23 protein-coding genes are annotated in these 26,340 nt (G+C 43.9%); 7 read left to right on the top strand and 16 right to left on the bottom strand.

What is annotated here, in order from left to right:
- Nucleotides 1-29 precede the first annotated feature (29 nt).
- Complete coding sequence (locus EGV92_RS04825; protein WP_131668132.1) at nt 30-764, top strand: DUF3108 domain-containing protein; 735 nt, start codon at nt 30-32, stop codon at nt 762-764.
- Between the two features lie 95 nt (nt 765-859).
- Here EGV92_RS04825 and EGV92_RS04830 read toward each other — a convergent pair whose 3' ends face one another.
- Together EGV92_RS04830 and wrbA are read right to left on the bottom strand one after the other, a co-directional pair.
- Nucleotides 860-1,318 (bottom strand): hypothetical protein, encoded by a 459-nt coding sequence (locus EGV92_RS04830; RefSeq protein WP_131668133.1) that lies wholly within the window; start codon nt 1,316-1,318, stop codon nt 860-862.
- 19 nt (nt 1,319-1,337) lie between these two features.
- On the bottom strand, nt 1,338-1,949 hold the full coding sequence (gene wrbA / locus EGV92_RS04835) for an NAD(P)H:quinone oxidoreductase (RefSeq protein ID WP_131668134.1): 612 nt from the start codon (nt 1,947-1,949) through the stop codon (nt 1,338-1,340).
- Nucleotides 1,950-2,164: 215 nt separating this feature from the next.
- Between wrbA and EGV92_RS04840 the strand changes: the two genes are divergently transcribed.
- Complete coding sequence (locus EGV92_RS04840) at nt 2,165-3,679, top strand: YihY/virulence factor BrkB family protein (RefSeq protein ID WP_131668135.1); 1,515 nt, start codon at nt 2,165-2,167, stop codon at nt 3,677-3,679.
- 46 nt (nt 3,680-3,725) lie between these two features.
- Nucleotides 3,726-5,003 (top strand): cation:proton antiporter, encoded by a 1,278-nt coding sequence (locus EGV92_RS04845; RefSeq protein ID WP_131668136.1) that lies wholly within the window; start codon nt 3,726-3,728, stop codon nt 5,001-5,003.
- 142 nt (nt 5,004-5,145) lie between these two features.
- On the opposite strand, the gene EGV92_RS04850 is transcribed toward EGV92_RS04845, so the two are convergent.
- The 3 genes from EGV92_RS04850 to EGV92_RS04860 form a co-directional block, all read right to left on the bottom strand.
- Nucleotides 5,146-5,688: a DUF2127 domain-containing protein gene (locus tag EGV92_RS04850; protein WP_242678626.1), complete on the bottom strand. Its 543-nt coding sequence runs from the start codon at nt 5,686-5,688 to the stop codon at nt 5,146-5,148.
- Complete coding sequence (locus EGV92_RS04855) at nt 5,681-6,778, bottom strand: dihydroorotase (RefSeq protein ID WP_131668751.1); 1,098 nt, start codon at nt 6,776-6,778, stop codon at nt 5,681-5,683. Before EGV92_RS04855 ends, EGV92_RS04850 begins: the two co-directional genes overlap by 8 nt.
- A 201-nt stretch (nt 6,779-6,979) precedes the next feature.
- Nucleotides 6,980-8,062: an aspartate carbamoyltransferase catalytic subunit gene (locus EGV92_RS04860; RefSeq protein WP_131668137.1), complete on the bottom strand. Its 1,083-nt coding sequence runs from the start codon at nt 8,060-8,062 to the stop codon at nt 6,980-6,982.
- A 573-nt stretch (nt 8,063-8,635) separates the two neighbouring features.
- On the opposite strand from EGV92_RS04860, the gene EGV92_RS04865 reads away from it, so the two are divergent.
- Both EGV92_RS04865 and EGV92_RS04870 read left to right on the top strand, forming a co-directional pair.
- Nucleotides 8,636-9,628 (top strand): class 1 fructose-bisphosphatase, encoded by a 993-nt coding sequence (locus EGV92_RS04865; protein ID WP_131668138.1) that lies wholly within the window; start codon nt 8,636-8,638, stop codon nt 9,626-9,628.
- Between the two features lie 221 nt (nt 9,629-9,849).
- Entirely contained in the window at nt 9,850-10,686 is an 837-nt protein-coding gene (locus EGV92_RS04870; protein ID WP_131668139.1) for a TrmH family RNA methyltransferase, read from the top strand.
- 534 nt (nt 10,687-11,220) lie between these two features.
- Here the strand turns inward: EGV92_RS04870 and EGV92_RS04875 are convergent.
- From EGV92_RS04875 to EGV92_RS04910, 8 genes are all read right to left on the bottom strand, one after another.
- Nucleotides 11,221-12,153, bottom strand: coding sequence for an electron transfer flavoprotein subunit alpha/FixB family protein (locus EGV92_RS04875; protein ID WP_131668140.1), 933 nt, complete (start codon nt 12,151-12,153; stop codon nt 11,221-11,223).
- A gap of 169 nt (nt 12,154-12,322) precedes the next feature.
- On the bottom strand, nt 12,323-13,075 hold the full coding sequence (locus EGV92_RS04880) for an electron transfer flavoprotein subunit beta/FixA family protein (protein WP_131668141.1): 753 nt from the start codon (nt 13,073-13,075) through the stop codon (nt 12,323-12,325).
- A 485-nt stretch (nt 13,076-13,560) separates the two neighbouring features.
- The gene (locus EGV92_RS04885; RefSeq protein WP_131668142.1) at nt 13,561-14,121 is read right to left on the bottom strand and encodes a DUF421 domain-containing protein; all 561 of its coding nucleotides are present in this window, start codon (nt 14,119-14,121) and stop codon (nt 13,561-13,563) included.
- Nucleotides 14,122-14,463: 342 nt separating this feature from the next.
- Nucleotides 14,464-14,679: a cold-shock protein gene (locus EGV92_RS04890; protein WP_007394029.1), complete on the bottom strand. Its 216-nt coding sequence runs from the start codon at nt 14,677-14,679 to the stop codon at nt 14,464-14,466.
- Nucleotides 14,680-14,887: 208 nt separating this feature from the next.
- Nucleotides 14,888-15,334: a hypothetical protein gene (locus EGV92_RS04895; protein ID WP_341352800.1), complete on the bottom strand. Its 447-nt coding sequence runs from the start codon at nt 15,332-15,334 to the stop codon at nt 14,888-14,890.
- A 307-nt stretch (nt 15,335-15,641) separates the two neighbouring features.
- A complete protein-coding gene (gene ilvC, locus EGV92_RS04900) occupies nt 15,642-16,658 on the bottom strand; it encodes a ketol-acid reductoisomerase (protein WP_131668143.1) in 1,017 nt (338 codons plus the stop codon).
- 152 nt (nt 16,659-16,810) lie between these two features.
- On the bottom strand, nt 16,811-17,305 hold the full coding sequence (gene ilvN, locus EGV92_RS04905; protein WP_131668144.1) for an acetolactate synthase small subunit: 495 nt from the start codon (nt 17,303-17,305) through the stop codon (nt 16,811-16,813).
- Nucleotides 17,305-19,017 carry an acetolactate synthase 3 large subunit gene (locus tag EGV92_RS04910; RefSeq protein ID WP_242678657.1) on the bottom strand — a complete coding sequence of 571 codons (1,713 nt, stop codon included), beginning with the start codon at nt 19,015-19,017 and terminating at the stop codon, nt 17,305-17,307. The genes ilvN and EGV92_RS04910 overlap by 1 nt, the downstream gene beginning before the upstream one ends.
- A 1,683-nt stretch (nt 19,018-20,700) precedes the next feature.
- Between EGV92_RS04910 and EGV92_RS04915 the strand changes: the two genes are divergently transcribed.
- Nucleotides 20,701-21,213: a DUF4124 domain-containing protein gene (locus EGV92_RS04915; protein ID WP_131668145.1), complete on the top strand. Its 513-nt coding sequence runs from the start codon at nt 20,701-20,703 to the stop codon at nt 21,211-21,213.
- A gap of 170 nt (nt 21,214-21,383) precedes the next feature.
- Here EGV92_RS04915 and EGV92_RS04920 read toward each other — a convergent pair whose 3' ends face one another.
- Nucleotides 21,384-23,201 (bottom strand): NAD(P)H-hydrate dehydratase, encoded by a 1,818-nt coding sequence (locus EGV92_RS04920; RefSeq protein WP_165525566.1) that lies wholly within the window; start codon nt 23,199-23,201, stop codon nt 21,384-21,386.
- Nucleotides 23,202-23,498: 297 nt separating this feature from the next.
- On the opposite strand from EGV92_RS04920, the gene queG reads away from it, so the two are divergent.
- Nucleotides 23,499-24,641 carry a tRNA epoxyqueuosine(34) reductase QueG gene (gene queG, locus EGV92_RS04925; RefSeq protein WP_207401760.1) on the top strand — a complete coding sequence of 381 codons (1,143 nt, stop codon included), beginning with the start codon at nt 23,499-23,501 and terminating at the stop codon, nt 24,639-24,641.
- 256 nt (nt 24,642-24,897) lie between these two features.
- On the opposite strand, the gene lysM is transcribed toward queG, so the two are convergent.
- Both lysM and acpP read right to left on the bottom strand, forming a co-directional pair.
- Complete coding sequence (gene lysM, locus EGV92_RS04930; protein WP_131668147.1) at nt 24,898-25,407, bottom strand: peptidoglycan-binding protein LysM; 510 nt, start codon at nt 25,405-25,407, stop codon at nt 24,898-24,900.
- Nucleotides 25,408-26,090: 683 nt separating this feature from the next.
- Nucleotides 26,091-26,327: an acyl carrier protein gene (gene acpP / locus EGV92_RS04935; protein WP_131668148.1), complete on the bottom strand. Its 237-nt coding sequence runs from the start codon at nt 26,325-26,327 to the stop codon at nt 26,091-26,093.
- Nucleotides 26,328-26,340 lie beyond the last annotated feature (13 nt).

Raw genomic sequence — 26,340 nt, forward strand, 5'->3', positions numbered from 1 at the left:
GAGCTCAATAAATTAAAAAAGGATTTACCATGACCATATTTGCTAAATTTCTCAATAACAACACTTCAACAGCTGTATTAAGAGCTGCTTCAGCCGCAGCTGTGATAGGAGCCCTATCGATGACTGCCCCTACCCTTGCTAATGCCAAAAATATCCAGCCATCCTCAGCGGACTACAGCTTTACCATTGAAAACAAATACAAAGGCAGCGCCACTCGCCAGCTAACTAAATCAGGCAACTCTTGGAGATATAACGTAAAAGCTCGAGTGGCAGGAGTGGCTTCTGCGACGCAAAATAGTAGCTTTAGCTTGTCAGGTACTAACGTGATACCTAGTAGCGCCAGTACCACTTATAAAATCTTTGGCGTTGGTCGTACTCATAACTTAAGCTTTGCTCCCAGTAAAAAACAAGTGGTCAGCTCTTATAAGGGCAAATCTACCACCCTATCCATGGCACAGCAAGCCTTTGACGACCTGAGCCTTGAGGTGCAGATTCGTCAAGATTTACTGAATGGTAAATTCACTGGCAATTATTATATGGCTAAAAAAGATAAGATTGAGAAGACACCATTTAAGAAGTCTGGCAGCTCTAAAATTACTGTGCCGGCCGGCACTTTTGATACCGTCCGTGTGGATCGTATCCACGATGACAATAGTCGCTCAACCAGTTTTTGGTTAGCGCCAAGCCTAGACTATCTCCCAGTTAAAGTGATGCAAGTCAATGATGGTAAAAAGATGGATTTAGAACTGACTAAGATTCGCTAATTGATTTCATAATAAAACCCCCTTAGACATAAAAGCCCCGCTTAATGAATGATAGCGGGGCTTTTTCATTTGGCGATGCAACACAGATTATTCGGTTAGGAGCCTAACGATTTATTCATTGATGGCAGCCGTTTTAATAATATAAATAACCAACCGTTAATAAGAAACAATAGCAGCACATCCACGATGTAAACCCAAAGTACAGACCACTCTACGGCGTAAGCACGGGCAAATAACACCACCCCACTAGCCCCTAAATACACCAAAGTAAACATACTGCTAATCAGTAGCACATACGGGGAGCGGCCACGCCAGATAGCAGGAGTCATCAGCAAGGCCGGAATAAGCCATAAAGCTTGCCAAGCTATACCGCCGAGCATATCTGGGTTCTGCGGACTGAGTAAGGATATCAATATCGGTAGTGCCAGCAGCCGATAAATAAACCAACTTACCCACACCATCCTTAATCGCTGTAATATTGGCAGTATAGGCTTTTGTGGCTTGCTGTCTACTCTGGCCTGAGCCTTGGCAGACGAGTTGCTAGCATCTTGCATGACAATAGTTTCCTAAATGTTATTTCCAGTTGGCTGTCGCCATAGCGCGCGCTGCTATGGCTAATCTCTGACCTTGAGCTACGGCTAGGGTACGCTCATCAGCAGTCACTGGTTGGTCATGAGCCGCCCCACTGACATGGGATGCGCCATACGGTGTACCACCACGATTGGTGCGGTTCAATGCGGGTTCTGAATAGGGAATACCGAGAATCATCATACCGTGATGAATTAACGGTAGCATCATTGTGAGTAAAGTCGTCTCCTGCCCACCGTGCATAGAGCCGGTGGCCGTAAAGACGCTGGCGGGTTTGTTTTGTAAGTTTCCTGCTAGCCAAAGTGTCACCGTATTATCCCAAAAGAACTTCATAGGCGCGGCCATATTGCCAAAGTGGGTGGGGCTACCAAGTGCCAGTCCTGAGCAGTCTTTAAGATCGTCCATCGTACAGTATAAGTCACCCTCTTCAGGGATAGCAGGTTTCACTGTCGTAGTCTCAGCTGCCACTGTCGGAACCGTACGAATTCGCGCTGTCATACCCGCATCTTCGATACCTTGAGCGATAGCGTAAGCCATCTCTTTGGTGGTGCCATGAGCAGAGTAATAGAGCACTAAAATATAAGAAGAGGAGCTCATAAAGTTTCCTTTTAATACGATTACTAAGAGTAAGATGACTTATAATTTAAAAGTTATGTGGTCCATCGCTATTATGCCGAGCCATAAGCAACCTTGCAAAGGTTCATCACTTAATTTCAATGACAATAATTGCACGAGTGTGTTGATTGAGTGAGTACCTTCAAGTGAATTTTGCTACACTACGATGACTTTTTATCGACTTAATCTTTAGAGCCATGACTAAACTACTAAAAAAATTGCCTTTTTATAACCATCGCTGGTTTCAGTTTATTCGCTTTTTAATGCGTCACTTCTTTGAAGATGACTGTCAGCAAAAAGCGGCTTCATTGACCTATACCACGATGCTGTCTATCGTCCCCATTTTGACAGTGCTATTGATGATTCTATCATCAGTACCAGCACTAGCCTCGGTTCGCGCCCAGATTTATGACGTCATTTATAGCAATCTGTTGCCGCAATCGAGTGTGCAAGTCAGTCAATATATCAATGACTTTGCCGAAAAATCTACCAACCTCACTGCCATCGGTATCATGGTGCTATTTATTACCACCATCATGACCTTGACCACGGTTGAGAAGGCCTTTAACCAGATTTGGCGTGTTGAAGACCGCTCCGGTGGCTTCAAAAGCATTGTGCGTTATTGGACGATTGTCACCTTAGGGCCTTTAGTACTTGGTACAGCATTTATTGCTTCTAGTGCCGTGCAAAGTATCAGTCTCTTAAACCGTCAAGTCGCAGGCTACGGTATCGACTGGTCTTTTTGGGTTCAGATAGTCTCTATTGGCGTGACCATGGCCGGCTTTATCGGTATGTACTGGTTTATCCCTAAAGCGCGCGTCCCTGTCAAAAACGCGGCCATCGCTGGGGTTATCATCGCTGTAGTCTTTGAATTGCTAAAGCAAACCTTTGGCGTAGTGATGACCAACTTTACCAGTTACGAGGCCATCTATGGGGCATTTGCGGCGCTACCGATTTTTTTACTGTGGATTTATCTGTCATGGAACCTCATCTTACTTGGGGTTGAGATAAGCTATACTTTGACCATCTTTGAGACCAAGGAAGTTTATCCTCGTCATCCGCTGCTTAGCCTGCTAGACATGCTTAATCTAGTCTATAGCCATCATCAACAAGGCGAAGGCGTCAGTGAGCAAGAACTGCGTGATGTATTGGGTCGTAAAGAGCTTCCCAAGTGGTATACCTACCTAAATTACCTTCAAGATAGCGATCTCATCACCACCACTGAAGATGATGACTATGTGCTCAAAAGAGATCTCAATCAAATGTCCTTATGGGACTTTTACAAGACACTACCCTATCCGCTGCCTATCAAGGATGAGCTAGAGGAAATAGATGAAAATACAATACAGCCTTGGCTTAGCTTGCTAATTGGGCGCTTTATCCATACCGAAAACTATGCCAAAAGCGAGCTTGATCTGCCTTTAGCGACCATCTTTGCCCATAGTGAGCCACGCAAAAAGTCGGACTATAGAGCTGACGATAGTGATAGTACTGCTCAAGACCCTCTTGAGCTAAAACGCGAGCGTATGGATAACGTAGAAGCTTTTGAGCGTAATGCAGATAGCGTTAAGGACAACCATGACCGCGAAATCCTGATCCCTGACGATGACCAGCAGGAAGAAATCCACCAACGTAAAAGAGATAAGCCACGGTTAATCAGCTCAGAGCTTGGCAATATTATTACTGAAGCAGACAACCCTGAAAGACATTAAATAACACGCTTGACTCTTACTGCCTAATTACTATGAGACCTTAGACATGCAACATGCTGCTAGCCTAACCGTGCTTGAAGTCGGTGCCATATTTTTGACCATTACAGCGCTTCTCGCCTACATTAATCACCGCTTTATTGGCTTGCCAACGACTATCGGTGTCATGGTTATATCCCTAGCAGTTTCGATACTTGCTATATTTTTGGGCTTATTAGGCTTTGATCAGTTGGTAGATTATGAAGTCGGTCTACTAGATCAGCTCGACTTTACCGAAGTATTGTTAGATGGCATGTTGTCCATGCTGCTCTTTGCCGGTGCTTTACATGTCAATATCGGTGATCTAAGACGCTATAAGCTGCCGATTGGTATCTTGGCCTGTTTAGGTACGCTTGTGTCTGCCTTTTTGATAGCCTCAGCCATTTATCTGCTATTACCATGGTTGGGGTTCGACTTATCATTTATCTGGTGTCTATTATTTGGTGCCTTAATCTCGCCTACTGACCCTATCGCGGTGATGGGCATTCTAGCCTCTGCTGGAGCGCCCAAGAGCCTAGAGACCGTCATTGCTGGTGAGTCACTATTTAATGATGGTATCGGCGTTGTTATCTTCGTCATCTTACTTGGCATCTTGGCCAGTGGTGAGATTCCATCTGCAGGGTTTATTGGTCACAGTCTGGCAGTAGAAGCCGGTGGCGGTATTCTCTTCGGTCTTGTCTTAGGTACTATCTTATATTACCTGCTCAAAAGCATCGATAGCTATCAAGAAGAGGTACTGCTGACCCTAGCGGGAGTATTGGGCGGTTACGCACTGGCTAGCCATTGGCATCTATCAGGCCCACTAGCCATGGTAATGATGGGACTGATGTTAGGCAATCGTGGTCGAGCCTATGCCATGAGTGACCAGACACGTCATTATGTTGATCTATTCTGGGAGCTGATCGATGAGATTCTAAACGCTATTTTATTTGTATTAATTGGCCTTGAAGTGGTGATTATCGCCTACTCAGTGAACTTATTTATTGCCGCGATTTTGGCCATTGTTATTGCTTTAGCAGCACGCTTTATCGTAGTTGGACTTACCACCAAGACCTTTAATCAACAACTCGAGCTGCCCAAAGGAGCGTGGAAGGTCCTGACTTGGGGCGGGCTTCGCGGCGGTATCTCCGTCGCCTTGGTACTGCAGCTGCCAAGCGGCGATGAGCGTGACGTCCTGCTCGCACTGACTTATGCGATCGTCATTTTCTCTATCTTGGTTCAAGGCCTTACTATTGGCAAGGTCGCCCAAAGCATTCACCCAAGTGGTCATAAAACTCTTAGCAACTAATCACCTACTCAGGTATTTAATTTAAGCACTCATCAAAAAAGAGGCACTAAGCGATCGCTTAATGCCTCTTTTAGCTGACGTTTTCTTTATAGACATCTATAGAATAAACAACTATATAACGGACCCATCACACCAATGCCAACTATATCAGACCTTTTCGCTTCATATTACGATAGACCACAATAACAATAACCACATTAAGCAAAAAGATGGCTATTTTAAAGCCATCAAGAGGGCGCACTATTAAGTAATACAGCTCTACAGGGATAAAGATACCATAGCCAAGGACGCTAAACCAATAAGCCCATGTCTTGTCGGTCCATAACCCATATGCCTCGATAAAGCGAAGACTGGCATAGCCAATTACCAGTCCTAAAAAGATATGCCAGTGCTCACTAGCCTTTAGTGCCACTTCCACCATATTATCGACTTGAACAATAAGGAAGCGGTCAAAATAATGCTGCCATAGTTGTACTGCGCTATGAAGCCAAGTCTTGAGGTCACTGTGCCAGAGCCATAGAGCAATAGCAGCAAGTAACGCCCCTATCCCTTTAACCACCTCATAGATAGCGACTGTCTTGATAGAGCCACTGGCAGAGTGTGGTGATGCTGACATGGTAGCCGCCTCGGCGTGACCACCATGACTGGCTATTTTTTTGGCGTGCTTGGATAGTAAATCAGTCAAATACTGTCTCCACCACCCGTCCTTTCAGCGTTTGTCCGATAAATGGCGTATTCTTACCTTGTGAGTACATGGCTTCAGGGGTAACTTGCCATGCCTTGTCAGGATCGACCACAACTGCCCCGCCAATGCGCTCATAATCTGCATTCACGCCTGCTATCTTAGCAGGGTTTAAGCATATTTTTTCGACCAGTGTCTGCGGAGTCAATACCCCATCTCTGACTAAGTCACAAGCTAATGCCATAAAGGTATCGAAGTTTGAGATACCTGGGGTAGTCTCTGCAAAGGGAGCTTTTTTAGCGGTTAAATTCAGGGGCTCATGATGGCTACAAATGGCGTCAATTGTCCCATCTTTTAGCCCATCACGTAGGGCTTGCTGATCAGTATTACTGCGTAGTGGTGGGAGGACATAGGCCAGTGCGTTAAAGCCTTCGATATTGTCATCGGTTAAGTGCAACTGATGCATAGCGACATCACAAGTCACTGGTAGACCCTTACCCTTAGCCCAGCGCATCAAGTCTACTGAGGACTTACATGACAGTTGGCTAAAGTGTGCGGCGATACCTGTCTCCTCTACCATCAAGAGCTGCTTAGATAGTGCCACTGTTTCGGCAATCCACGGGATACCTTGCAGACCATGGTACGAGGCAATATAACCCTCGTGAGCAACGCCGCCTGCAGCTAGGCTTGGCTCATTGGGATAAAAAAAGACTTTAAGTCCAAAGGTCGCGGTGTACTCTAACGTGCGTAGCATCACCATATCATTGGTAAAGGGCTTACCTGCATTAGAGACTGCGATACAGCCCCCTCGCTGCAATCCAGCTACATTGGCTGGGCGCTCACCCGCTAATCCGGCTGTTAAGGCACCCAGTACATGTAGGTGGATACCACCATCTTGACAAGCACGCTCACGCAGTCCCTTTAATAAAGAGCCATTCTCTAATACCGGATCGGTATCTGGAGGCACGACCACATGTAAAAAGCCGTTTTTCAAAGCCGCCCTGCCCTCAGATTTTAGTGTGCCGTGCTGCTGACTGCCAGGCTCACGCAGACGAGCGCATAAATCAAATAGTGGCGGAATAAGCCAATACATGGACTCTACTTCTGCTTCAGAGATCTGGTCCACAGGCACTGTCTGCGCGCCACTAAAGCGTTCACGAATGGCCTCGGTATTAAAAGCATCGGGAAGTAAGTTAACCGTGTTGCTAGGCTTAATGTTAAGACTATTATCAGGCCCAGCACTGAGTATAGCTTCGCCATGGTTGCTCAATTGTGACTTCTGTTCTGGCATCGGTTAAACTCCCGTTTGCGGATTATTCTGAGTCTGGGTTTGGCGTCTAGCCAGCTGATACTCACGTTGACCTTGCATCGCAAGCGACAGTACTGCCATACGAATGGCAATACCATTATTGACCTGTTTAAGAATGACTGACTGCGCGCCATCAGCGACGCTCGAAGCAATTTCAACGCCGCGGTTCATCGGTCCTGGGTGCATGACTAAAGCATCCGGTTTCGCTAAAGCCACGCGCTCAGGAGTGATACCGTAATGCTTATAGTATTCACTAGAGGTGGCCAGTAGTGGTGAGCCGATGCGTTCGTTTTGTATTCTTAGTCCCATAATCACATCGCAGTCTTTGACCCCTTCATTGATATCTTCAAATACTGTCACGCCATAGCGCTCAATACCTTTTGGTAACAAGGTTCGTGGGGCGATAACACGAATATCCGTCACTCCTAAGGTTTGTAGAGCGCTAATATCAGAGCGAGCGACGCGAGAGTGCTTGATATCGCCGATAATGGCTACAGACAACTCCTCAAAAGGTCTCGGTGCTTCTCTGTGAATGGTCAGCATGTCGAGCATACCTTGGGTCGGATGGGCGTGCCAGCCATCACCGCCATTAATAATAGCAATATCTGGGGTCACTTCCGTCGCCATGAAGTGCGCCGCCCCTGATGCTGAGTGTCGCACGACAAAGATATCGGCAGTCATCGCCTGAAGGTTCCATAGGGTATCGCGAAGGCTCTCTCCCTTTTTAGTGCTAGAGCGAGCGATATCGATGTTGAGCACATTAGCGCCTAAGCGCTTTTCGGCGACTTCAAAGGTGGTTCGCGTTCGCGTTGACGGCTCAAAAAACAGATTCATCACCGTACAGCCTTCAAGCTCAGGGCTATTGATCAGCTGGCCTTGCTCATCAAAGAAGGTCTCGGCTTTAGCAATAATAGTCTGTAGCTGAGATTTATTAAGCCCTTCTACGCCCAAAAAGTGACGTAAGTGACCGTCTTTATTAAGCTGTGGCCGGCTGAGTGAAGAGTTAAGTCGCTGATGAATGGAGTCAGAGTCATAGGGGCGACAAGAGTCGCTTAGCGAGGTTGGCATAGTCAGCCTTCTTTTTTTAAGAGTATGGATGGAGGGATAACCGTTAATATTAAGTTAATCGCTTATGCACTTGCCCAGATTGCAGCTGTCTTGCTGGTCGACTTCACGCTTAACCAAACACTGACAAAAACAACCCTTGATTGATCCAGTAATTATTTTAGCTACTAAATCAGTAAAGCAATCGACAAGATAATCAGCAAGACTCGCGAAATTAAGCTATTTTTAGCACTCGATATAGGACATGTCAGTACATTTTTGCTATAGTCGTGCTGCATTGGTTCAGCCTGCGAGTGCCAGCTAAATGACACCTTTAGCGCTGTCTATTCAAGCCCGTACATCAATCGTTATTCAATCCTGATGATTATTGCATGCGTATTTTAAGGTATCCATAGTGTAGCCGATTTTAAATGTCGCAAAAAGCAAAAATATTGTTTCTTGTTTAAACATCCACTGCTTCTTGTACAAAATATAACGAGAACCTAAGCTAATAGAATTATACGCTAATAATAACGACGCTTACTCGCAGTCATCAACCGCCCAAACGCTCATTACCTATATCTTACGGAGTCAATCATGACCACCTTATCCACTTACCTTAACAATGCTACTCACACCGATAATGCTACTGCTGTTAGCAATGTCATCTTGACCATAGCAGACGTGGGGAAAAACATCTCGGCATTGCTGCGGCGCGGCGCATTAGCCGGTATCTTAGGTGAAGCTGGCAACGAGAATATCCAAGGCGAGTCGCAAAAGAAGCTTGATGTCATTGCCAATGACTTACTACTTGAGGCCCTCAGCAGTAACCCTAACTGTGCAGGTGTGGCTAGTGAAGAGTTGGATAATTCAACTGCTGCTAGTGCTGATGGCAGCCTACTGGTGTTATTTGACCCACTTGATGGCTCTTCCAATATCGATATCAATATGGCGGTAGGGACCATCTTTTCCATACTACCGTATAACAACCAAGGCCAAAGCGCGGTCGATGATGACTTCTTGCAAAATGGCGATCAGCAGCTGGCCGCAGGCTACCTATTGTATGGTGCCTCGACGATATTAGCCCTGACCTTAGGTCATGGCGTAGTCATGTTCAGTCTTGACCCTGATAGTGGCGACTATGTCCTCATCAAAGACAATATTCAAATTGACAAAGACACTAGTGAATATGCGATCAATAGCTCCAATCATCGCTATTGGCTAGCTCCGATGCAGCAATATATTGACGAGCTGGTCGCGGGTAAGGATGGCGAACGTGGTCGCAACTTCAACACCCGCTGGGTGGCAGCAATGGTCGGCGACGTTCACCGCATTCTTTGTCGCGGCGGTATCTTTATGTACCCTTACGATACCAAAGACGCTAAGAAGGCTGGCAAGCTACGCCTAATGTACGAAGCCAACCCTATGAGCTTTTTGATTGAGCAGGCAGGCGGCGCTTCTACTGATGCAATCAACCGAATTATGAGTATTGAGCCGACCAATATTCATCAGCGCGTTCCTGTTGTCTTAGGGTGCGAGAATGAGGTTAATCGGGTCCGCGACTTACACAAGCAGCACAACCCTGCCTAACGATACTTATCACTAATCTTATTAAAAACGCTATATTAACGAGCAATTGGTATGACTTGCTCAGCTTAGCTAGGCGACGTCTCATAGCTGAGACCCTAACAAGACCATGCAGCAGCGGCAGCATGGTCTTGTTATTTTAAACTAGACTATAACAGTTGCTATAGTTGAGTAACTCACTATAGTGGAACCCATAGAATAACCACCATCACGGATAACGCCTTATGACCTTCATTCCAGCAGACAAATTCGCGAATAACCCAGTGATTACCTCAGATAAAAACCCTACGGTTAAACTGGCTAAGGGCCTCATTAGTCAATCACGCCAGCGTAAAAAGGCAGCGCAGACGGTCCTAGAAGGGGTTCATCTTTTAGAGTCCATGATTCAAAATGATATTGTCCCTGTACAAATCCTAGTTTCTTACTCAGCATTAACCCACCCGGGCGTTCAGTCGTTATTAGTTCTTATCAGTGATCATAAAATCGACAATCGCCTTATGGTACTTAGTGACAGCCTTTATGACTCTATTAAGACCTTAGGGACAGGGCTAGATATTATGGCGATTATCAATATCCCCGAGATGGATATCTACTCACTTAAATCGCCCATCACTACCGATTGCTTAATCTTGAATGATGTACAAGATAATGGCAACGTCGGTACTTTATTGCGTACGGCAGCGGCAGTTGGTATAAAGACCATTATTTGTACGACAGGGACTGCTCAAGCTTGGTCACCGAAGACGATGCGTGCTGGCATGGGTGCACAGTTCGGTCTTACTATTTATGAGGGCGTAGCCGCAGATGAGGTGCTTGCCTATCTTAAAGTCCCAGTGCTAGCGACCAGCTCGCATACGGACAACATTATCTATCAGCAAAACCTGAATCGACCTGTTGCTTGGGTAATGGGCCACGAAGGTCAAGGCGTCTGCGATACAATTATGCAATCTGCTACTCCAGTTGCCCTACCGCAGCCCAATGGCCAAGAGAGCTTGAATGTCGCTATAGCCGGTTCGCTTTGCTTGTATGAGACGCTGCGCCAGAGAAACTATGCTCAATAGCATTAATCAAAAGAGCTAAAAAATCGACTCAATTGCAGCCTATGAAAAACCAAAAAGGCGATGAGGAAATAATGTTCGCGTTGTTCCTCATCGCCCTTTTATTATGTAATCCTACAACAACTAAACGATAAAAATAACTGATACTTATTTACTATGTTAGCAAGCTATCTCTAACCCTCGTGATTCATGACCAGTATTCTTGACTTTAAAAAGACCTAAAGTAAGTCACATAAGCGCTTTAACGCAGCCATACTATTTTGAGTTATTTTGCTGCGAGATACTGTGTTGTTCTAATTACTGGGACTCTAGAGCATGGATCAGACAGTGACATGGCACTACAAAGGCCAGCTAAAATTCAATGCCATTAAAATATAGGGCTGCCAAAAAATAGTCAGTTAACCATAAAAAAGCCTCCAACCCTATAGGGTTGGAGGCTTTGATAGGATATTAATCCTCTTAAACTAATTATCGCCTTTTAAGACCCTCTATCTAATGACAACTGGTCAAAAAAACACTAAAAACAACAGTCTAAGATTAAAGCTTACTGGTCAACTCAGGCAGGACGTCGAATAGATCGCCTTCTAAGAAATAGTCTGCAACACTAGCAATAGGGGCTTCAGGGTCATTGTTAATCGCGACAATGACTTTAGAGTCTTTCATACCTGCTAAATGCTGAATAGCACCTGAGATACCAGCAGCGATGTACAGCTGCGGTGCTACAATTTTACCTGTTTGACCGACCTGCATATCGTTAGGTACATAGCCTGCATCAACAGCAGCACGTGACGCACCAACGGCAGCACTTAGCTTGTCAGCTAGTGGCTCGATGTACTTAGTGAAGTTCTCACCATTGGCTAGGGCGCGACCACCTGAGACTACGATTTCAGCTGATGTTAGCTCTGGGCGATCAGAGGAAGCAAGCTCTTCGCTAACGAAGCTTGATTTACCGGCGTCATGGACGTTGCTAAGAGTCTCAACGCTGGCTGATCCGCCTTCAGCAGCTACGGCATCAAAGGCTGTCGTACGGACAGTAACCAGCACTTTGTCTTCACTAGTCTGTACAGTCGCTGTCGCATTACCCGCGTAGATTGGGCGCTCAAAAGTCTTAGCATCAATGACTTTTGAAGCTTCAGAGATCATGCTTACGTCCAATAGAGCAGCAACGCGCGGCATGAAGTTTTTACCATTGGTGGTCGCTGGAGCAACGATATGGCTGTAATCAGCCGCCAAGTCTTTTACCAATAGTGCGACATTTTCGGCCAATTGATACTCATAAGCCGCATCATCTTCTAACAGTACTTTACTGACGCCAGCTACTTTAGCAGCTTCATCAGCGACAGCTTGGCAGCCTGATCCAGCTACTAATACGTGGATATCGTCACCCATAGCTTGTGCGGCTGCTACCGTGCTAAGAGTCGCCTTTTTAAGACTAGCATTGTCATGTTCTGCGTATACTAAAATTGCCATTATTATAATCCTTAAAATTTTGTCGTTACGGCAGCTTTAAAGCAAATTATACATATCAGTAAACCTATTAGCTTACTTAGAATAAGTAGAACTTAAAGCGCCATAAAAAGTAATTTAAACCATTTACTATCAAAGAAAAGCTCAATCGTTATCGGGCATTCTTAATGCCTTATGAGATAACTTTTGCTTCATTTCTAAGCTTATCAATCAGCTCATCGACAGAAGCTACTTTTACGCCAGCGGCACGTTCAGCAGGTGGCTCGACCTTAAGGATTTGTTGCTTAGAACCCATCTCAACACCAAAATCAGCTGGCGTTTTTTCATCCAACGGTTTCTTCTTCGCTTTCATGATATTTGGCAATTTAGCGTAGCGCGGTTCGTTAAGACGTAAATCAGTGGTGATGACCGCAGGTAAGCTCAAGGCGACAGTTTGTAGACCACCATCAATCTCACGCTTAACATTAACCTTATCACCTTCGACATTGACCTCAGAAGCAAAAGTACCTTGACCGACACCCATCAATGCAGCAAGCATCTGGCCAGTTTGGTTATTGTCGTCATCAATCGCTTGTTTACCAAGAAGGATAATATCCGTACCTTCTTGCTCTGCAATACCTTTTAGAATCTTAGCAACTTGCAAAGGATATGGTTTTTCGTCAGTTTGAACGAGAACGCCACGGTCAGCGCCCAAAGCTAGAGCGGCACGAATCTGCTCTTGAGCTTCTTTTGGGCCAATAGAAGCTACGATAATCTCATCGATGACACCAGCTTCTTTTAGACGTACCGCTTCTTCTACTGCAATCTCACAAAATGGATTGATAGACATCTTAGTGTTGCTAAGATCAACGCCAGAGTTGTCAGCTTTTACACGAACTTTTACGTTATAATCAATCACACGCTTTACCGCGACTAATGCTTTCATACGTTCCTCGTTTACTTTGTGTTATGGATAGAATAAAAATTGACATGACTTAATAGAAAGCTACGGTCAGTCAAAAATACAGCAATCCTGAATATGAATGTCAGGTAGGTTATTACTTATTAACAGGCCAGATATTAAAACCCATATATCTTGCGTGAGCAATCAGGTTAGGTCAAGACACCGCCGTGAACAATGCGTCATAGTTTTAGCTAACTAAAAATCGTATCTTGAAACAATAACAAATCACTTTAACCCCCTTTGTATATGGGGTTTTTATTGTGTAATCACTAGGCCTATCTACTTATAGTGGATTCAATCTAAAAATAGTTGCTGCGAGAGCCACAATCGAATTCTCAGCAGCCTTTAACGCCTAATATTTTCGTTAATAATCCCAAATTTTTTGGCAAAATAGCAATCCTTGGCACCAATAAAATTATTATTTCAGTTGTCTTCTAAGATAACAATATTCTTAGCCATTCTCTGTGTCAGTGTTTAAAGTTATTGTCTTTAATGAGTAACTGACTATCGCGAATGTCATCGAATAATGACATATCAGGGGTCACATCATTGGTCTTGATCACACTCATATCACCGGTTGTCTCCATGATGACAGCGAATACTTCTGACTTAGATTTTAGGCCATTTTTACGCAGGACCTCTTGGACATCACTTTTAGTTAAATTGGCCTCTTTTAAATTGTCCCAAAAGTAGTCACCATTCGCCATCAAGATAATCGCTCTATTATCAACCAGTGCCTTGAACGGCTTTACGGTGCGCCGTAAAAAAGAAATACTGGCTTGTAAAATAAACAGTGCGGCAATAGCCACTAAACCTTGAAGTAATGAAGGCGACTTTGACAACACTGTTGATGCCAGAATACTACCCACACCAACTGTCATTGCAAAGTCATGGCTCGATAGCTTCGCAAAACTTCTAAGGCCCATCAATCGTGTGTATAACAATAGTCCGATGTATATCCCCAATGCGGAGACTAATATTCCCACTACTTGTTGCCAATCAATGCTTAACCATGCACTCCAATCCATCTTGTTCTCCTACTACGCTTCCATTTGTAATTTATCTCAGCTAGCAGTAATGCACTCTAACTAACCCACAAATTATAGTCAAAACCTTTGAGCAGGTCATAATGCTTAGCAGTCACATCGCACTAATATATCCTATCTCGAAAGGTAATTAACTCTAAAGTTGCGTCGCTACAAAAATAATAGCGCTAAAAGTAAAAAAGCAACCTAATGTTAGGTTGCTTTTTATATCTTATTATAATTATACAGCGTGCATATTATTTAGTAAGACCTTTGGCTAATCTTGAAACTCAATCTCCACTACAGGGAGGAGTCTACTTTATTAGCAAAGTGTTGGCTAAATAATTACTCTGCTGATTCAATTTGCTCGGCTTGTGGTCCTTTTTGACCTTGACCTAGAACAAAAGTAACTTTTTGGCCTTCGGCTAAAGTTTTGAAGCCGCTACCTTGAATGGCGCTGTAATGGGCAAATACGTCTTGACCACCATCGTCTTGAGCGATGAAACCGAAACCTTTTGCTTCGTTGAACCACTTAACAGTGCCTTGAACACGTTCTGACATAACTTATCCTACAAATACTAATTTTGGGGTTTAAAGAATCTGGAAAACATATCCTCAATATTCCGAGGGATAAAACTTTGCCAGATTTCTAAATCGAAGTATAACAGTTTTAATGCGATTGTCATGCATTTATTTCTATTCTTTTGTAAATTTACAATTTGAATCAATAATGACGACTCTTTGCTTTTTTCTTATCAATAGATCATCGTTACGCAGTTAAATTCAATGTTGGGAATATACTCCTGAATAGGACGAACAAACACAGGCCAAAGAATATCAAGGCAAATGACTGACTATACGCTATGTATTTAACAGGAATGACCAGCTCTTTAGGCGAGTCTGGTAGACCTTGGCGCTTGAGCAGTCTGGTGCCATAGACCCAACCAAATACCGTATAGATACCATAAGCGGCAGGCACTGATAATGCCAAGGGCGAAAAATCTAAAAAGTATAGAGCGACTAAAGAGATAAAAAACCAAAAGGTATCAAAAAAGGAGCTGAACTGGAAAAACTTCGATTTAGGAAGCTTGCCATCTGATTTTTTTAGCATTTGCCCCTCACACCAAATCAAGATAGCCACCATGACACTAAGGGCAATGTAGATAAGCTCTGGTTTTAACCAGTCGGCATAAGAAGTAAGGGCAAAAGATACCACAGAATATCACCTGTCTTTTAATGAATGATAACGTCAAAGTGTCTATACGAAGTTTTTAGCCTTTTTTACTGAATCATCAGCTTTTTCTGATTGGCTTTTCTAGATAGACAAGAATTATTAAAGTTAATATGTTGGGGGTTAAGACGTATTTTCAAGCTCTGCATCAGAATAATTAACCACCCGCTACTCTACAGCCAAATAAAAAAGCCTTATGACAATCATCATAAGGCTTTTGTCTAAAGACTAATTACGCTCAAGCTGACTAAGACACTTAAGTCTATTATCACATTGAGGTGCTTTGAGCCATTTAGTTCTTTTCTTTATCGATGATTTTGTTGCCACCGATCCAAGGCATCATGGCGCGAAGTTTAGCACCAGTTTTTTCGATCTCGTGATCAGCGTTGTTGCGGCGACGCGCCGTCATAGAAGGATAGTTGGTAGAGCCTTCATTGATGAACATCTTGGCATATTCACCAGATTGGATACGTTTTAGCGCATTACGCATGGCTTCACGAGATTGCTCATTGATGACCTCAGAACCAGTCACGTACTCACCATACTCAGCATTGTTACTGATAGAGTAGTTCATATCAGCGATACCGCCTTCATACATGAGGTCGACGATAAGTTTAAGCTCATGCAGACATTCAAAGTAAGCCATCTCTGGGGCATAGCCAGCTTCGGTAAGGGTCTCAAAGCCCATTTTTACCAGCTCAACGGCGCCGCCGCATAATACGGCTTGCTCACCAAAGAGATCGGTCTCAGTCTCATCTTTAAAGGTTGTCTCAATGATACCTGAACGACCGCCGCCCACGCCTGCAGCATACGATAATGCCACTTGCTTGGCTTGACCTGAGGCGTCCTGATAGACGGCGATTAAGTCAGGGATACCGCCACCTTTGGTAAATTCAGAGCGAACAGTGTGACCTGGTGCTTTTGGTGCAACCATAATGACATCTAGATCACTGCGTGGCACGACTTGGTTATAGTGAATGGCAAATCCGTGTGCGAAGGCTAGCGTTGCACCTTCTTTAATATTTGGCTCGATGACCTCGAGATAGAGCTGTTTTTGGAACTCATCTGGGGTCAAGATCATAATAACATCAGCAGCTTTTACAGCATCGGCAACTTCAGCAACTTTTAAACCTGCATTTTCAGCTTTTTTCCAAGAGCCTGAACCGCTACGCAGTCCTACCGTGACATCAACGCCAGAATCTTTTAAGTTCAATGCATGCGCATGGCCTTGAGAGCCATAGCCGATAATGGCGACTTTCTTGCCTTGAATAACGGATAAATCACAATCTTTGTCGTAATAAATGTTCATAAACGCTTCCTTTTCATGGTGATAATGCTCAAAGTATTTAGAGACATTATCGTTAATTTTGATTTATTTAAGCTATTTGCTAGGTTAATTAAGGAGCCTTAACGCGATTAACGTTTAGGCAAGCCCTAATGATTGATTATTAATAGTCTGCTTTAAACAGTTAGAGTCTTTTCACCGCGGGCGATACCAATGACGCCAGAACGGACCACTTCTAAGACCCGATCACGACCAATGATTTCAATAAACCCGTCTAGTTTTTCGGTGTCACCAACGATTTGGATGGTGTACAGATTGGCAGTAACATCGACAATTTGCGCTCGGAAGATATCAGCACTACGCTTAATCTCTTCACGGACACTGCCCGTAGCTCTCACTTTGATGAGCATCATCTCGCGCTCAACGTGGATATTGTCCGTTAAATTAATTACTTTAACCACCTCAATGAGCTTATGCAATTGCTTAGTGACTTGCTCGATCTTCTCAGGTGAGGTAACGGTTGTTAGTGTCAATCGTGACAAAGTGGGGTCCTCAGTTGGGGCCACGTTTAAAGTCTCGATGTTATAGCCACGCTGAGAGAACAGCCCAACCAAGCGCGACAAAGAGCCTGGCTCGTTTTCAATGAGTACAGAGATTAGATGTTTTTTCATTAGGTGCGCTCCCCCTTAGATAACCACATATCGCGCATAGTTTGCCCAGCAACTTGCATCGGATATACATGCTCGTGACGATCCACTAAAACATCAATAAAGACTAATTTATCCTTTATAGCGAGTGCTTCAGCAAGCTGCTCTTCCATTTTATCCGGATCAGTAATCTGAATGCCAACATGACCATAGCTCTCAGCCAGCTTCACAAAGTCTGGTAAGGACTGCATGTAGGACTGTGCGTGACGACCCTCATAGAGCATGTCCTGCCACTGCTTGACCATACCAAGTTGAGCGTTGTTCAGGTTCAAGATTTTTACTGGCAATTCATATTGTAAGCAAGTGGACAGCTCTTGAATATTCATCTGGATAGAGCCCTCACCGGTGATACAAACCACATCACGCTCAGGCCGTGCCAGCTTAGCAGCCATAGCGTACGGCAACCCGACACCCATGGTACCAAGGCCACCTGAGTTCAGCCATTGGCGCGGCTCTTCATAAGAGTAATATAGCGCTGCAAACATCTGATGCTGACCGACGTCACTAGTGATGATGGCTTTGCCTTCAGTCAATTTGCACAAGGTCTGGACGACATTTTGCGGCTTAATACCATGCTCGGTACTGGTGTCATAGCGCAGACCATGACGTTTACGCCACTCATTAATCTGTGACCACCAGTCTTGTAGTGCATGCTGCTCTAATTGCTTGTCATCACCAATGCTCTCTAACATATCGCTCAGTACAGATTTTAAATCACCGACGATAGGAATATGCGAGAAGATGGTCTTTGAAATAGACGCAGGGTCGATATCAATATGGATAATCGTGGCATTTGGACAGAACTTTTTGACATTATTGGTAACTCGGTCATCAAAGCGAGCGCCAACGGCCAAGATAACATCCGCATGATGCATAGTCATATTGGCCTCGTAAGTACCATGCATACCGAGCATACCTAGGAACTGACGATCTGATCCTGGGAAAGTACCCAGCCCCATGAGCGTATTGGTCACTGGCAAATTTAGCTTATGTGCCAACGTAGTTAACTCATCAGATGCGTTGCTCCAGATAATACCGCCGCCAGCATAGACGACTGGTCGCTTAGCAGCTAGTAGTGTCTCGACTGCTTTTTTGATCTGACCGCCATGACCTTTGATAGAAGGTTGATATGAGCGCACAAATACCTCTTCAGGGTATTCATAAGCAAACTTTTCATTAGGCGCGGTCATATCTTTAGGCACGTCAATAACCACTGGACCTGGTCGACCTGACTGTGCGATATAAAAGGCCTTTTTAACGATTGTTGGAATTTCGCTTGGATGACGGACTTGGAAGCTGTGTTTGACGATAGGACGTGACACCCCTACCATATCCGTCTCTTGAAAAGCATCATCGCCGATGAGACTGGTAGGTACCTGACCGGCAATAACCACCATAGGTACAGAGTCCATAAAGGCTGTGGCGATAGCCGTTACGGTGTTAGTAGCACCAGGTCCAGAGGTCGCCAGTACCACGCCTGTATTACCAGTAACCCGCGAATAAGCATCGGCCATATGACCTGCTGCTTGCTCATGGCGCACTAAGATATGCTCAATAGCCTCTTGCTGAAATAATGCATCATAGATATGCAGTACAGCACCGCCTGGATAGCCAAATATATATTCGACACCTTCATCGGTCAGCGCTTGCACCAGCATCTCAGCACCTGAGAGCATCACCGGCTCATTACTATTGCTTGCCAACTGCTGCTGTTTGTCTTCAAAGTTCTTGGCAGCATTGTCCGTCTGCGTATGTCCGGTCATTTTCGGAGCTTGGGTAGTCTGCGTCACTGTCATCACCTTCTTAGGTCATTAAAAGCTGAATTACTCTTAGAGTCGTTCCTTGATTTACGCGACTTAGCGTAGCCACTATGTTTTTGGCAGCACAATTTATATCGCCCACCAAGTGGCAATTTATTGATTAGTCAGGGAGTACGGATCTAAATGACAGAAAGCAAGCGTCTGGTGAGCCGACGTGCATTAATGAAGGGAAGTTATCGACCTTGCAGTCAAATAAGCAATCCTGCTATATAAAAAATAGACAAAATAACGCAAAAGTTGCATCGTTATTTAGCATGCATAGTTATCCAACCACAAACTTTAGATATCTCACAATCTGTAGCTATAGAGTCACAAGTCAGTCATCGTATCGTGAATGTGCCAGTAATATTGTCATTAATATTATGCTATCACTTTGAGCGCTTACGATTAAGTGGACAATGTTTAAGTGGTGATTAAGTTACTTATAACTGAAAAGCTTGTTAAATAGCTTGGACCATAAGTAGCGATCAAACCTAAACATAGCAGTCACTGTCGCGACTCGAGTTACATCACAATAAAACCACACCTTACTTTAGCCGACTTACTCTTTAGCTAACTTACTGCAATGTCAGACTGTGCTGGTTGGCTATAAATATTCATTATATAGTCGTAGTATTCGAAGTTAGAACCAGCTTTTAGAGTACTGCTGGTCTTAAGCTGTAGCCCCTAGGCAATAACCACTTTTAAGTACCTATACTTCGGTACCTATACTTTTAAGTTTTTACAATGCGCTTGCTTACAAGCCATATAAAAGTACACTTACTTTAAAGTATTATTACTGTAAGGAGGTTACCCTCGAAATTCTACTTAGTCATTGTAGACCGATAAGTCCGAGATAATAAGCCTCTTATATCTAACTATAGGTAGTCTTATCATTAAAAAACACTATTACCTAAAGGCAACATGCAACTTTATAATAAAAAGAACCGTCATAGTCTTTGATAAAGCACACTTATCATCACAAAGAGACTCAAAATTATTAGCAAATGATAATTTACTTAACCTTCAAGTCTCAAGCGCAGCCTACAACGATAAGCAGACCACACTGACCAATCAACCCTTGTATAGTCCGACGTTTAGTAGCCATTGTCAAGAAAAAATTATCGTTTTTACCCTTAACTCTTTGTTATCAAAGTCAAAAACTTACGGTATTTTTATACAGTTTTGTTCTAAATCCGTCGATAGCGCCCCATTGACTAATAATAACCAGCTTACAGAAGCGCTATAAGCTATTTTATTCTATTACTTCAACAAAAGTTCTTAGTGTCATGGGAGCTTAGTCATGCGAAATTTAATTCATTATTACTCACGGCTTTGATACACTCATAGCGCTAATACTGCTACTGTGAAACCGTTTAAAATCAATTGAGAATAACTTGGTTAGTGGCAAATTACCGCTGCGGCCAATAATTCTAGAGAAGACAATCAGGTAGTTCACGCTTTAGACAAAAATAATGATAAAATTCAAATTAATTTATAAGATCATCGAGACAGTTATTGTCATCCTTGCTCGTTACGTGTTTTTTGAGGGTTAGATTTATGCAACAAACGTCTTTTCTAAAGTTAATTACTGCCATAGTACCTTATGCAGGTATTGTTGGTATGTTTGGGCTGATTATGAACAGTAGCCAAGCTATTGAGGTGTACAAATCTGTCGGGGCGTATGGTGAGGTAAAATACTCTCAGCATATGCCACGTGATGCCAAAAGAGTCGAGGTCATTGAGTTCCGTAGCGATGGACGCCAAGTCAATCGAGGACAAATGGCTGAGCAAACGGCAGCCAATCAACAGCCCGAGGCTCAAAGTCCTGAAGCTCAGCGAGCAAACCAGCTAGAAGCGCGTGTAAAAGAACAAGAAGAACAGCTTAAGCAAGAAAATGCTGCCCGATGCCAGTCATTACGCAATAACTTGACCAACCTTAACGCCGATGGCCGCATCTATGAGATGGACGCTGATGGCAATCGCAAGTATCTAGACAACCGCGAGATTGAGCTAAAACGAGAACGCATGCAAAAAGCGATTACTCAGTACTGTAGCGGTCAGACCACTTAATACTCTCAGACTGTCTTAATAGGATTGACTCGGCAATAGCTGTTCAATCATAGCTGTATGGACATTTGAGTAATCGTCTTGGGACATTACTATTGCCACGTTACTGTAAGTACGGCAGGGGAAGGCCAGCCGCCAATGTAGCGGCGACTTAGCCGTAACGAGTAGCCAAGCTATTGTGTCAAGGCAGCCATTACTACGGCTATGGCTGCTACCATATCTGGCGCTTGCAGTCCGCGTGCGCCCACAGCGGATAGTGGATAATCAGACAAACGCTTAGCCAATGAGCGCTCTGTAGTAGTCGCAGGTTGGTCTATAGTATTAAGTAAACCGGCCTTACAATCCCCTGCTAGCGCATGGATCATCACTGCTTGATAAAGGCTGCGTTGAGGCTCTGATAGATCGGGCTGAGCCATTAAACCTGCAACTAATCCAGATAACACATCCCCCATACCTGCCGTTGCCATCCCAGCGTTACCTGCAGCGCAGACATAACAAATACCCTGAACTAATACCAGTGAGCCTGCTCCCTTTAGCAGCCAATCACCACCAAACCTCTTGGCACACTCATAAATAGCTGCTGGCCGATCCGTCTCTATACTCTCACTATCTGTATCTAATAGTCGCGCGGCCTCTCCGCTATGCGGCGTTAAACAAACTTGGTAACTCTTAGTATGGGCTTTTAGCTGCTTGATGATAGGGTCGCTTGCCTGCGCTAGGGTCGCTAGATGATACAAGCCATCAGCATCAATAACTAAAGGCTTGTGCTTAGAGATAGTGGTATGAAGATAATGCTTAAATAACGACAGTGCGTTATCGTCTCGTCCTAGCCCCATCCCTATCGCTACGATATCCGCGCCTGCAATCAGAGCATCCACTGATTCGATATCTTGTAAATCAACCACCATAGCGTTAGGCTGACCTGATAATAACGCCCCGTGAAAGGTAGAGTGACAAGCAGCCGTCACCTTGCCAGCACCGCTAACTAAAGCACTTGCTGACGCCATAATAGCAGCGCCGCCCATCCCTTGCGAGCCTTTGCTTTGATTGCCCCCGATGATCATGACATGACCATAGCTACCTTTATAACTGTTCTGCTGACGCTGTGGTAGCGCTAATGGCGAAGCTAAGCGCCAAGCTTTTGGCTGAGGCGCATCCAAGTAAGGGATGAGTGGTATATCAATGATTTGACCACTATAATCTATGCCATCCTTGATATAGAGTCCAAGCTTTGGCGCTACCAAACATAAAGTGATATCGGCTTTGATTGCGGTTTTGGAGAACACCTGACCTGTCGTAGCGACCACCCCACTTGGAATATCAACGGCGACGCCAGTTGCCTTATCGCGATGGACGATGGCATTAAAGCGTTCGATAGCTTCGGCGTAGGCACCACTTGGCGCTCGGTCCAGACCTATGCCGAATAAAGCATCGATGTGGTAGTCGGCTCGCAGGGTATCTAACTTAATCTTATCTGTACAAAAATCAATCACCTCTAAAGTGTCTTGAGCGCCCACAATACTGGCATCACTGATATTGTCCGTCTTAGTATTGACAGCGCCAGTGTTAGTGGCACCATTAGACTGTACTGAAGGCTGAGTTGCCATGCATTTCGCGCGAACGGCATCAGACTGTGCCTCAGCATCACCCGGCCCTACATCGACCACTGTGACTTGCCAACCTGCTCTATGTAGATAATGGGCGATCAGCCAACCATCACCGCCATTATTACCAGCCCCGGTCCAAACGACCGCACTAAGGACAGATGCTATGGAGGAGCCATCACTTATAAGTCGTTGCTTAGCATGCGCTATCACATACTGCGCCATCTGCCAAGCTGCTTGCTGCATAAGCGCAAAACTATCATAACCAGCATCAAACCAAGCTTGCTCTATTGCATACACTTGCTCACTGCTAAATAGTGCTTTGGGCTGCATAGCTAATAACGCTCTATCGGCTAAGATTGGCTTTTTGTTAGTGTTATATGTCATATTCTTCCCCTTCTCGTTAATTATTAGGCAACTTTAGCGGTAATAGTTACATATCTTCAGTCTGTTATCCGTAGTAATTTATTTTTTTTGCCTTATCGACTATCATAGCTATTTATACCGTAGTTGAAACACTACTTACAAAGCCCACAGTCTAGTGGTTATTTATCACTCTCTTAGATTCTTTACTACAGGTTTGCCTAGCTTCCCGCTTTTCTTACAGTCCAACTTTTAGTCCAACAAGGTCTTCCATTGTCCAAAGACGCGCGCCAGCAGCATACGCCACCTAATAACCCAGTAATTACCAGTACCGACCCTAACGACTGGCAATTTGAGGATGCAGAGACGGTAAAACGCTGGATTCATCAAGAAGCTTTGGCGCTGGGTTTTGGCGACTGCGGTTTTTTATCGGTCCATCATCCTCTGTTTCAAAAACAAATAAAGCAGCTACAAGCTTGGCTGGCCAAAGGGTATGAAGGACAACTCGAGTTTTTGCATAATAATCATGATCTTCGGGCCAACCCTGCACTCTTGGTAGAAGGCGCTAAGACAATTATTAGTGTCAGGATGGACTATCTCTCAGTAGCACCTAAGCCGCGACGAGTGGAAGATAATGAGCGTCCCAATCATGCGATTATTGCCCGCTATGCTCGTGGCCGTGATTATCATAAAGTCATGCGCAGTCGCCTAAAAAAACTCGCCCGGCGCATAGAGTCAATGCTCCCCCATTGGCAGCACCTTAATATCGGGGCAGATCAGCCTTTTGTCTTTCGCCCATTTAGTGACTCAGCGCCTATATTTGAGCGCCCTATTGCTGATGCTGCTGGACTGGGCTGGACTGGTAAACACACCTTACTATTAAATAAAAAGGCAGGTTCATTTTTTGTGTTAGGTGAGCTATTTTTGAGCTTACTGTTACCAGAAGACAGCCCAGTCACTTCGCACTGTGGTAGTTGTAGCGCCTGTATTAATATTTGCCCAACCAATGCCATCGTTGCACCGCACGAACTGAACGCTTCGGCTTGCATCTCTTATTTAACGATCGAACATAAAGGCAGTATCGATGTCCAGTACCGCCACGCTATTGGCAACCGAGTCTTCGGTTGTGACGACTGTCAATTAATTTGCCCTTGGAATCGCTATGCCAATATGGCAAAGATTGATGACTTTGCACCTCGGCACGGCTTTGATCAACTTACTCTACTGGAGCTTTGGCAGTGGGATGAACAGACATTTTTGGACAACACCCAAGGCAGTCCAATTCGTCGCACCGGCTATGTGAGCTTTTTACGCAATTTAGCGATAGCCTTGGGCAATGCTACTGCCAGTACAATAGTAATAGAAGCACTAAATCAGCGCTTAGGTGAACATGGTGAGATATTAGACGAGCATATCGTCTGGGCGATAGCTGAGCAAAAGGCTAAACTAAAATTACAATCATAATCACCAACCCTCATTATCCAATATCGATACTGGAGGTGGCAGCCTATTCTAATTACTATTTTTTTTGTTCATTATGCTCTACGATAAGGGCTACTATTAATTTATTTACCTCTATATTAATTTTTTTACCTCTATATTATTTTATTGACAGTCATAAAAAAACGCCTGAATATCAGGCGTTTTTTTGCTTAGCTTTAACCTATCTACTCAATAGAATACGGGACATCAAGCAAGTAAGTTAACTTAGTTTTTAAAACTAAGGCTTTGGAATACGCAATACTTGCCCAGGATAGATTTTATCTGGATCAGAAAGCATTGGCTTATTGGCTTCAAAGATCTTCATGTACTCATTGGCTGAACCATACACGTCTTGAGCAATCTTAGATAGCGAATCACCTGATTTTACCGTATACATAGTAGACTCTGGTGCGTCTTGTTCGATATCGATGTTATCGATGACTTTAGCAACATTCTGAACGTTACCAATGGCAATAATCGCTTTCTCACGATCTGCTTGAGTTTTAGCAGAGCCACTAATCTCAGCCGTATCAGTGCTACCATTATATTTAACTTTAAGGTTGCTGATATTTAGGTTTTGTTGCTGAATACGGCGTAATAGCAAGTTAGCTACTGATTGCGCAGATGGCTCTGTAGTAGCGGCTGGCGCTGCTGAGTCTGCTTGAGTTTCTTTATTCGCTTGATGCTTTTCGTCATCACGGTTGAAGATTTTATCCCCAATGTCTTTGGCAAAACTAAAAATTCCCATCGTTTTTCTCCGTAAGTATCGTTATTGTTTGACATATAAGTTTGGACTATTGGTTTCAACTATCAACATGCATTATCGGTTATCTATACTGCCATCTATTATTAATAAATGCTAACTTTGATCCGTCTTTGGGGTCGTTAGTTGATTAGCGGCAAATAACGCATGCTCAGTCAAAACGCAGTCTACTATAAGTTAGTTCGACTTAACAATATGATTTATTAACTCGAGCATTTACCAACCAGTTTTGCTTAATAAATATTATTGTTTCAAGCCTAACTACAAAGACAGCTATGATAAATCTATTAAGACATCTGGTAGAGCTAACTATCAGTAATTAAAGTAAATATTGGTCGATACTATCCACCGCTATTACTGACTTTCATCTAGTTGACTCGACTCAGTATAACAAAGTTGCCTGCCTAGACTAGCAGTGGTATGTTGAATATTGTTACTTGATTTTACAGCTATTTATTTGATTGTAGACCCGACCTAATCTGAAACACGTTCACCGGTATTTAGCTAAGGGCCAAGTTAAGAGCTAAGGCTTTTCCCCATTGGTATTCTTCTTAATATTATTCTAACCGTATGAACGGCCATAAAAAAACCGCCAATCAATGGATAGCGGTTTAATTAACAATACTTTATGGCGCAAAAGCCATGAGCCTGCAATAAGTTATATCGCTTTAGATGTGGCCTTTAACATAATCGATAGCTTTTTGAACTGTCGTTAGCTCAGCTGAATCTTCATCAGGAATGGTAATTCCAAAATCACTCTCAAATGACATAACCAATTCAACAAGATCAAGAGAGTCAGCCCCCAAGTCTTCCATAAAAGACGCTTCATTGTTGATCTCTTCAACATTTACGCCTAGCTGTTCTGCTACTGCAGTTTTTACTCTCAACTCAATATCATTGCTCATATTGACAACTCCC

Source organism: Psychrobacter pygoscelis, from assembly GCF_004335015.1.
GTDB classification, from domain to species: domain Bacteria; phylum Pseudomonadota; class Gammaproteobacteria; order Pseudomonadales; family Moraxellaceae; genus Psychrobacter; species Psychrobacter pygoscelis.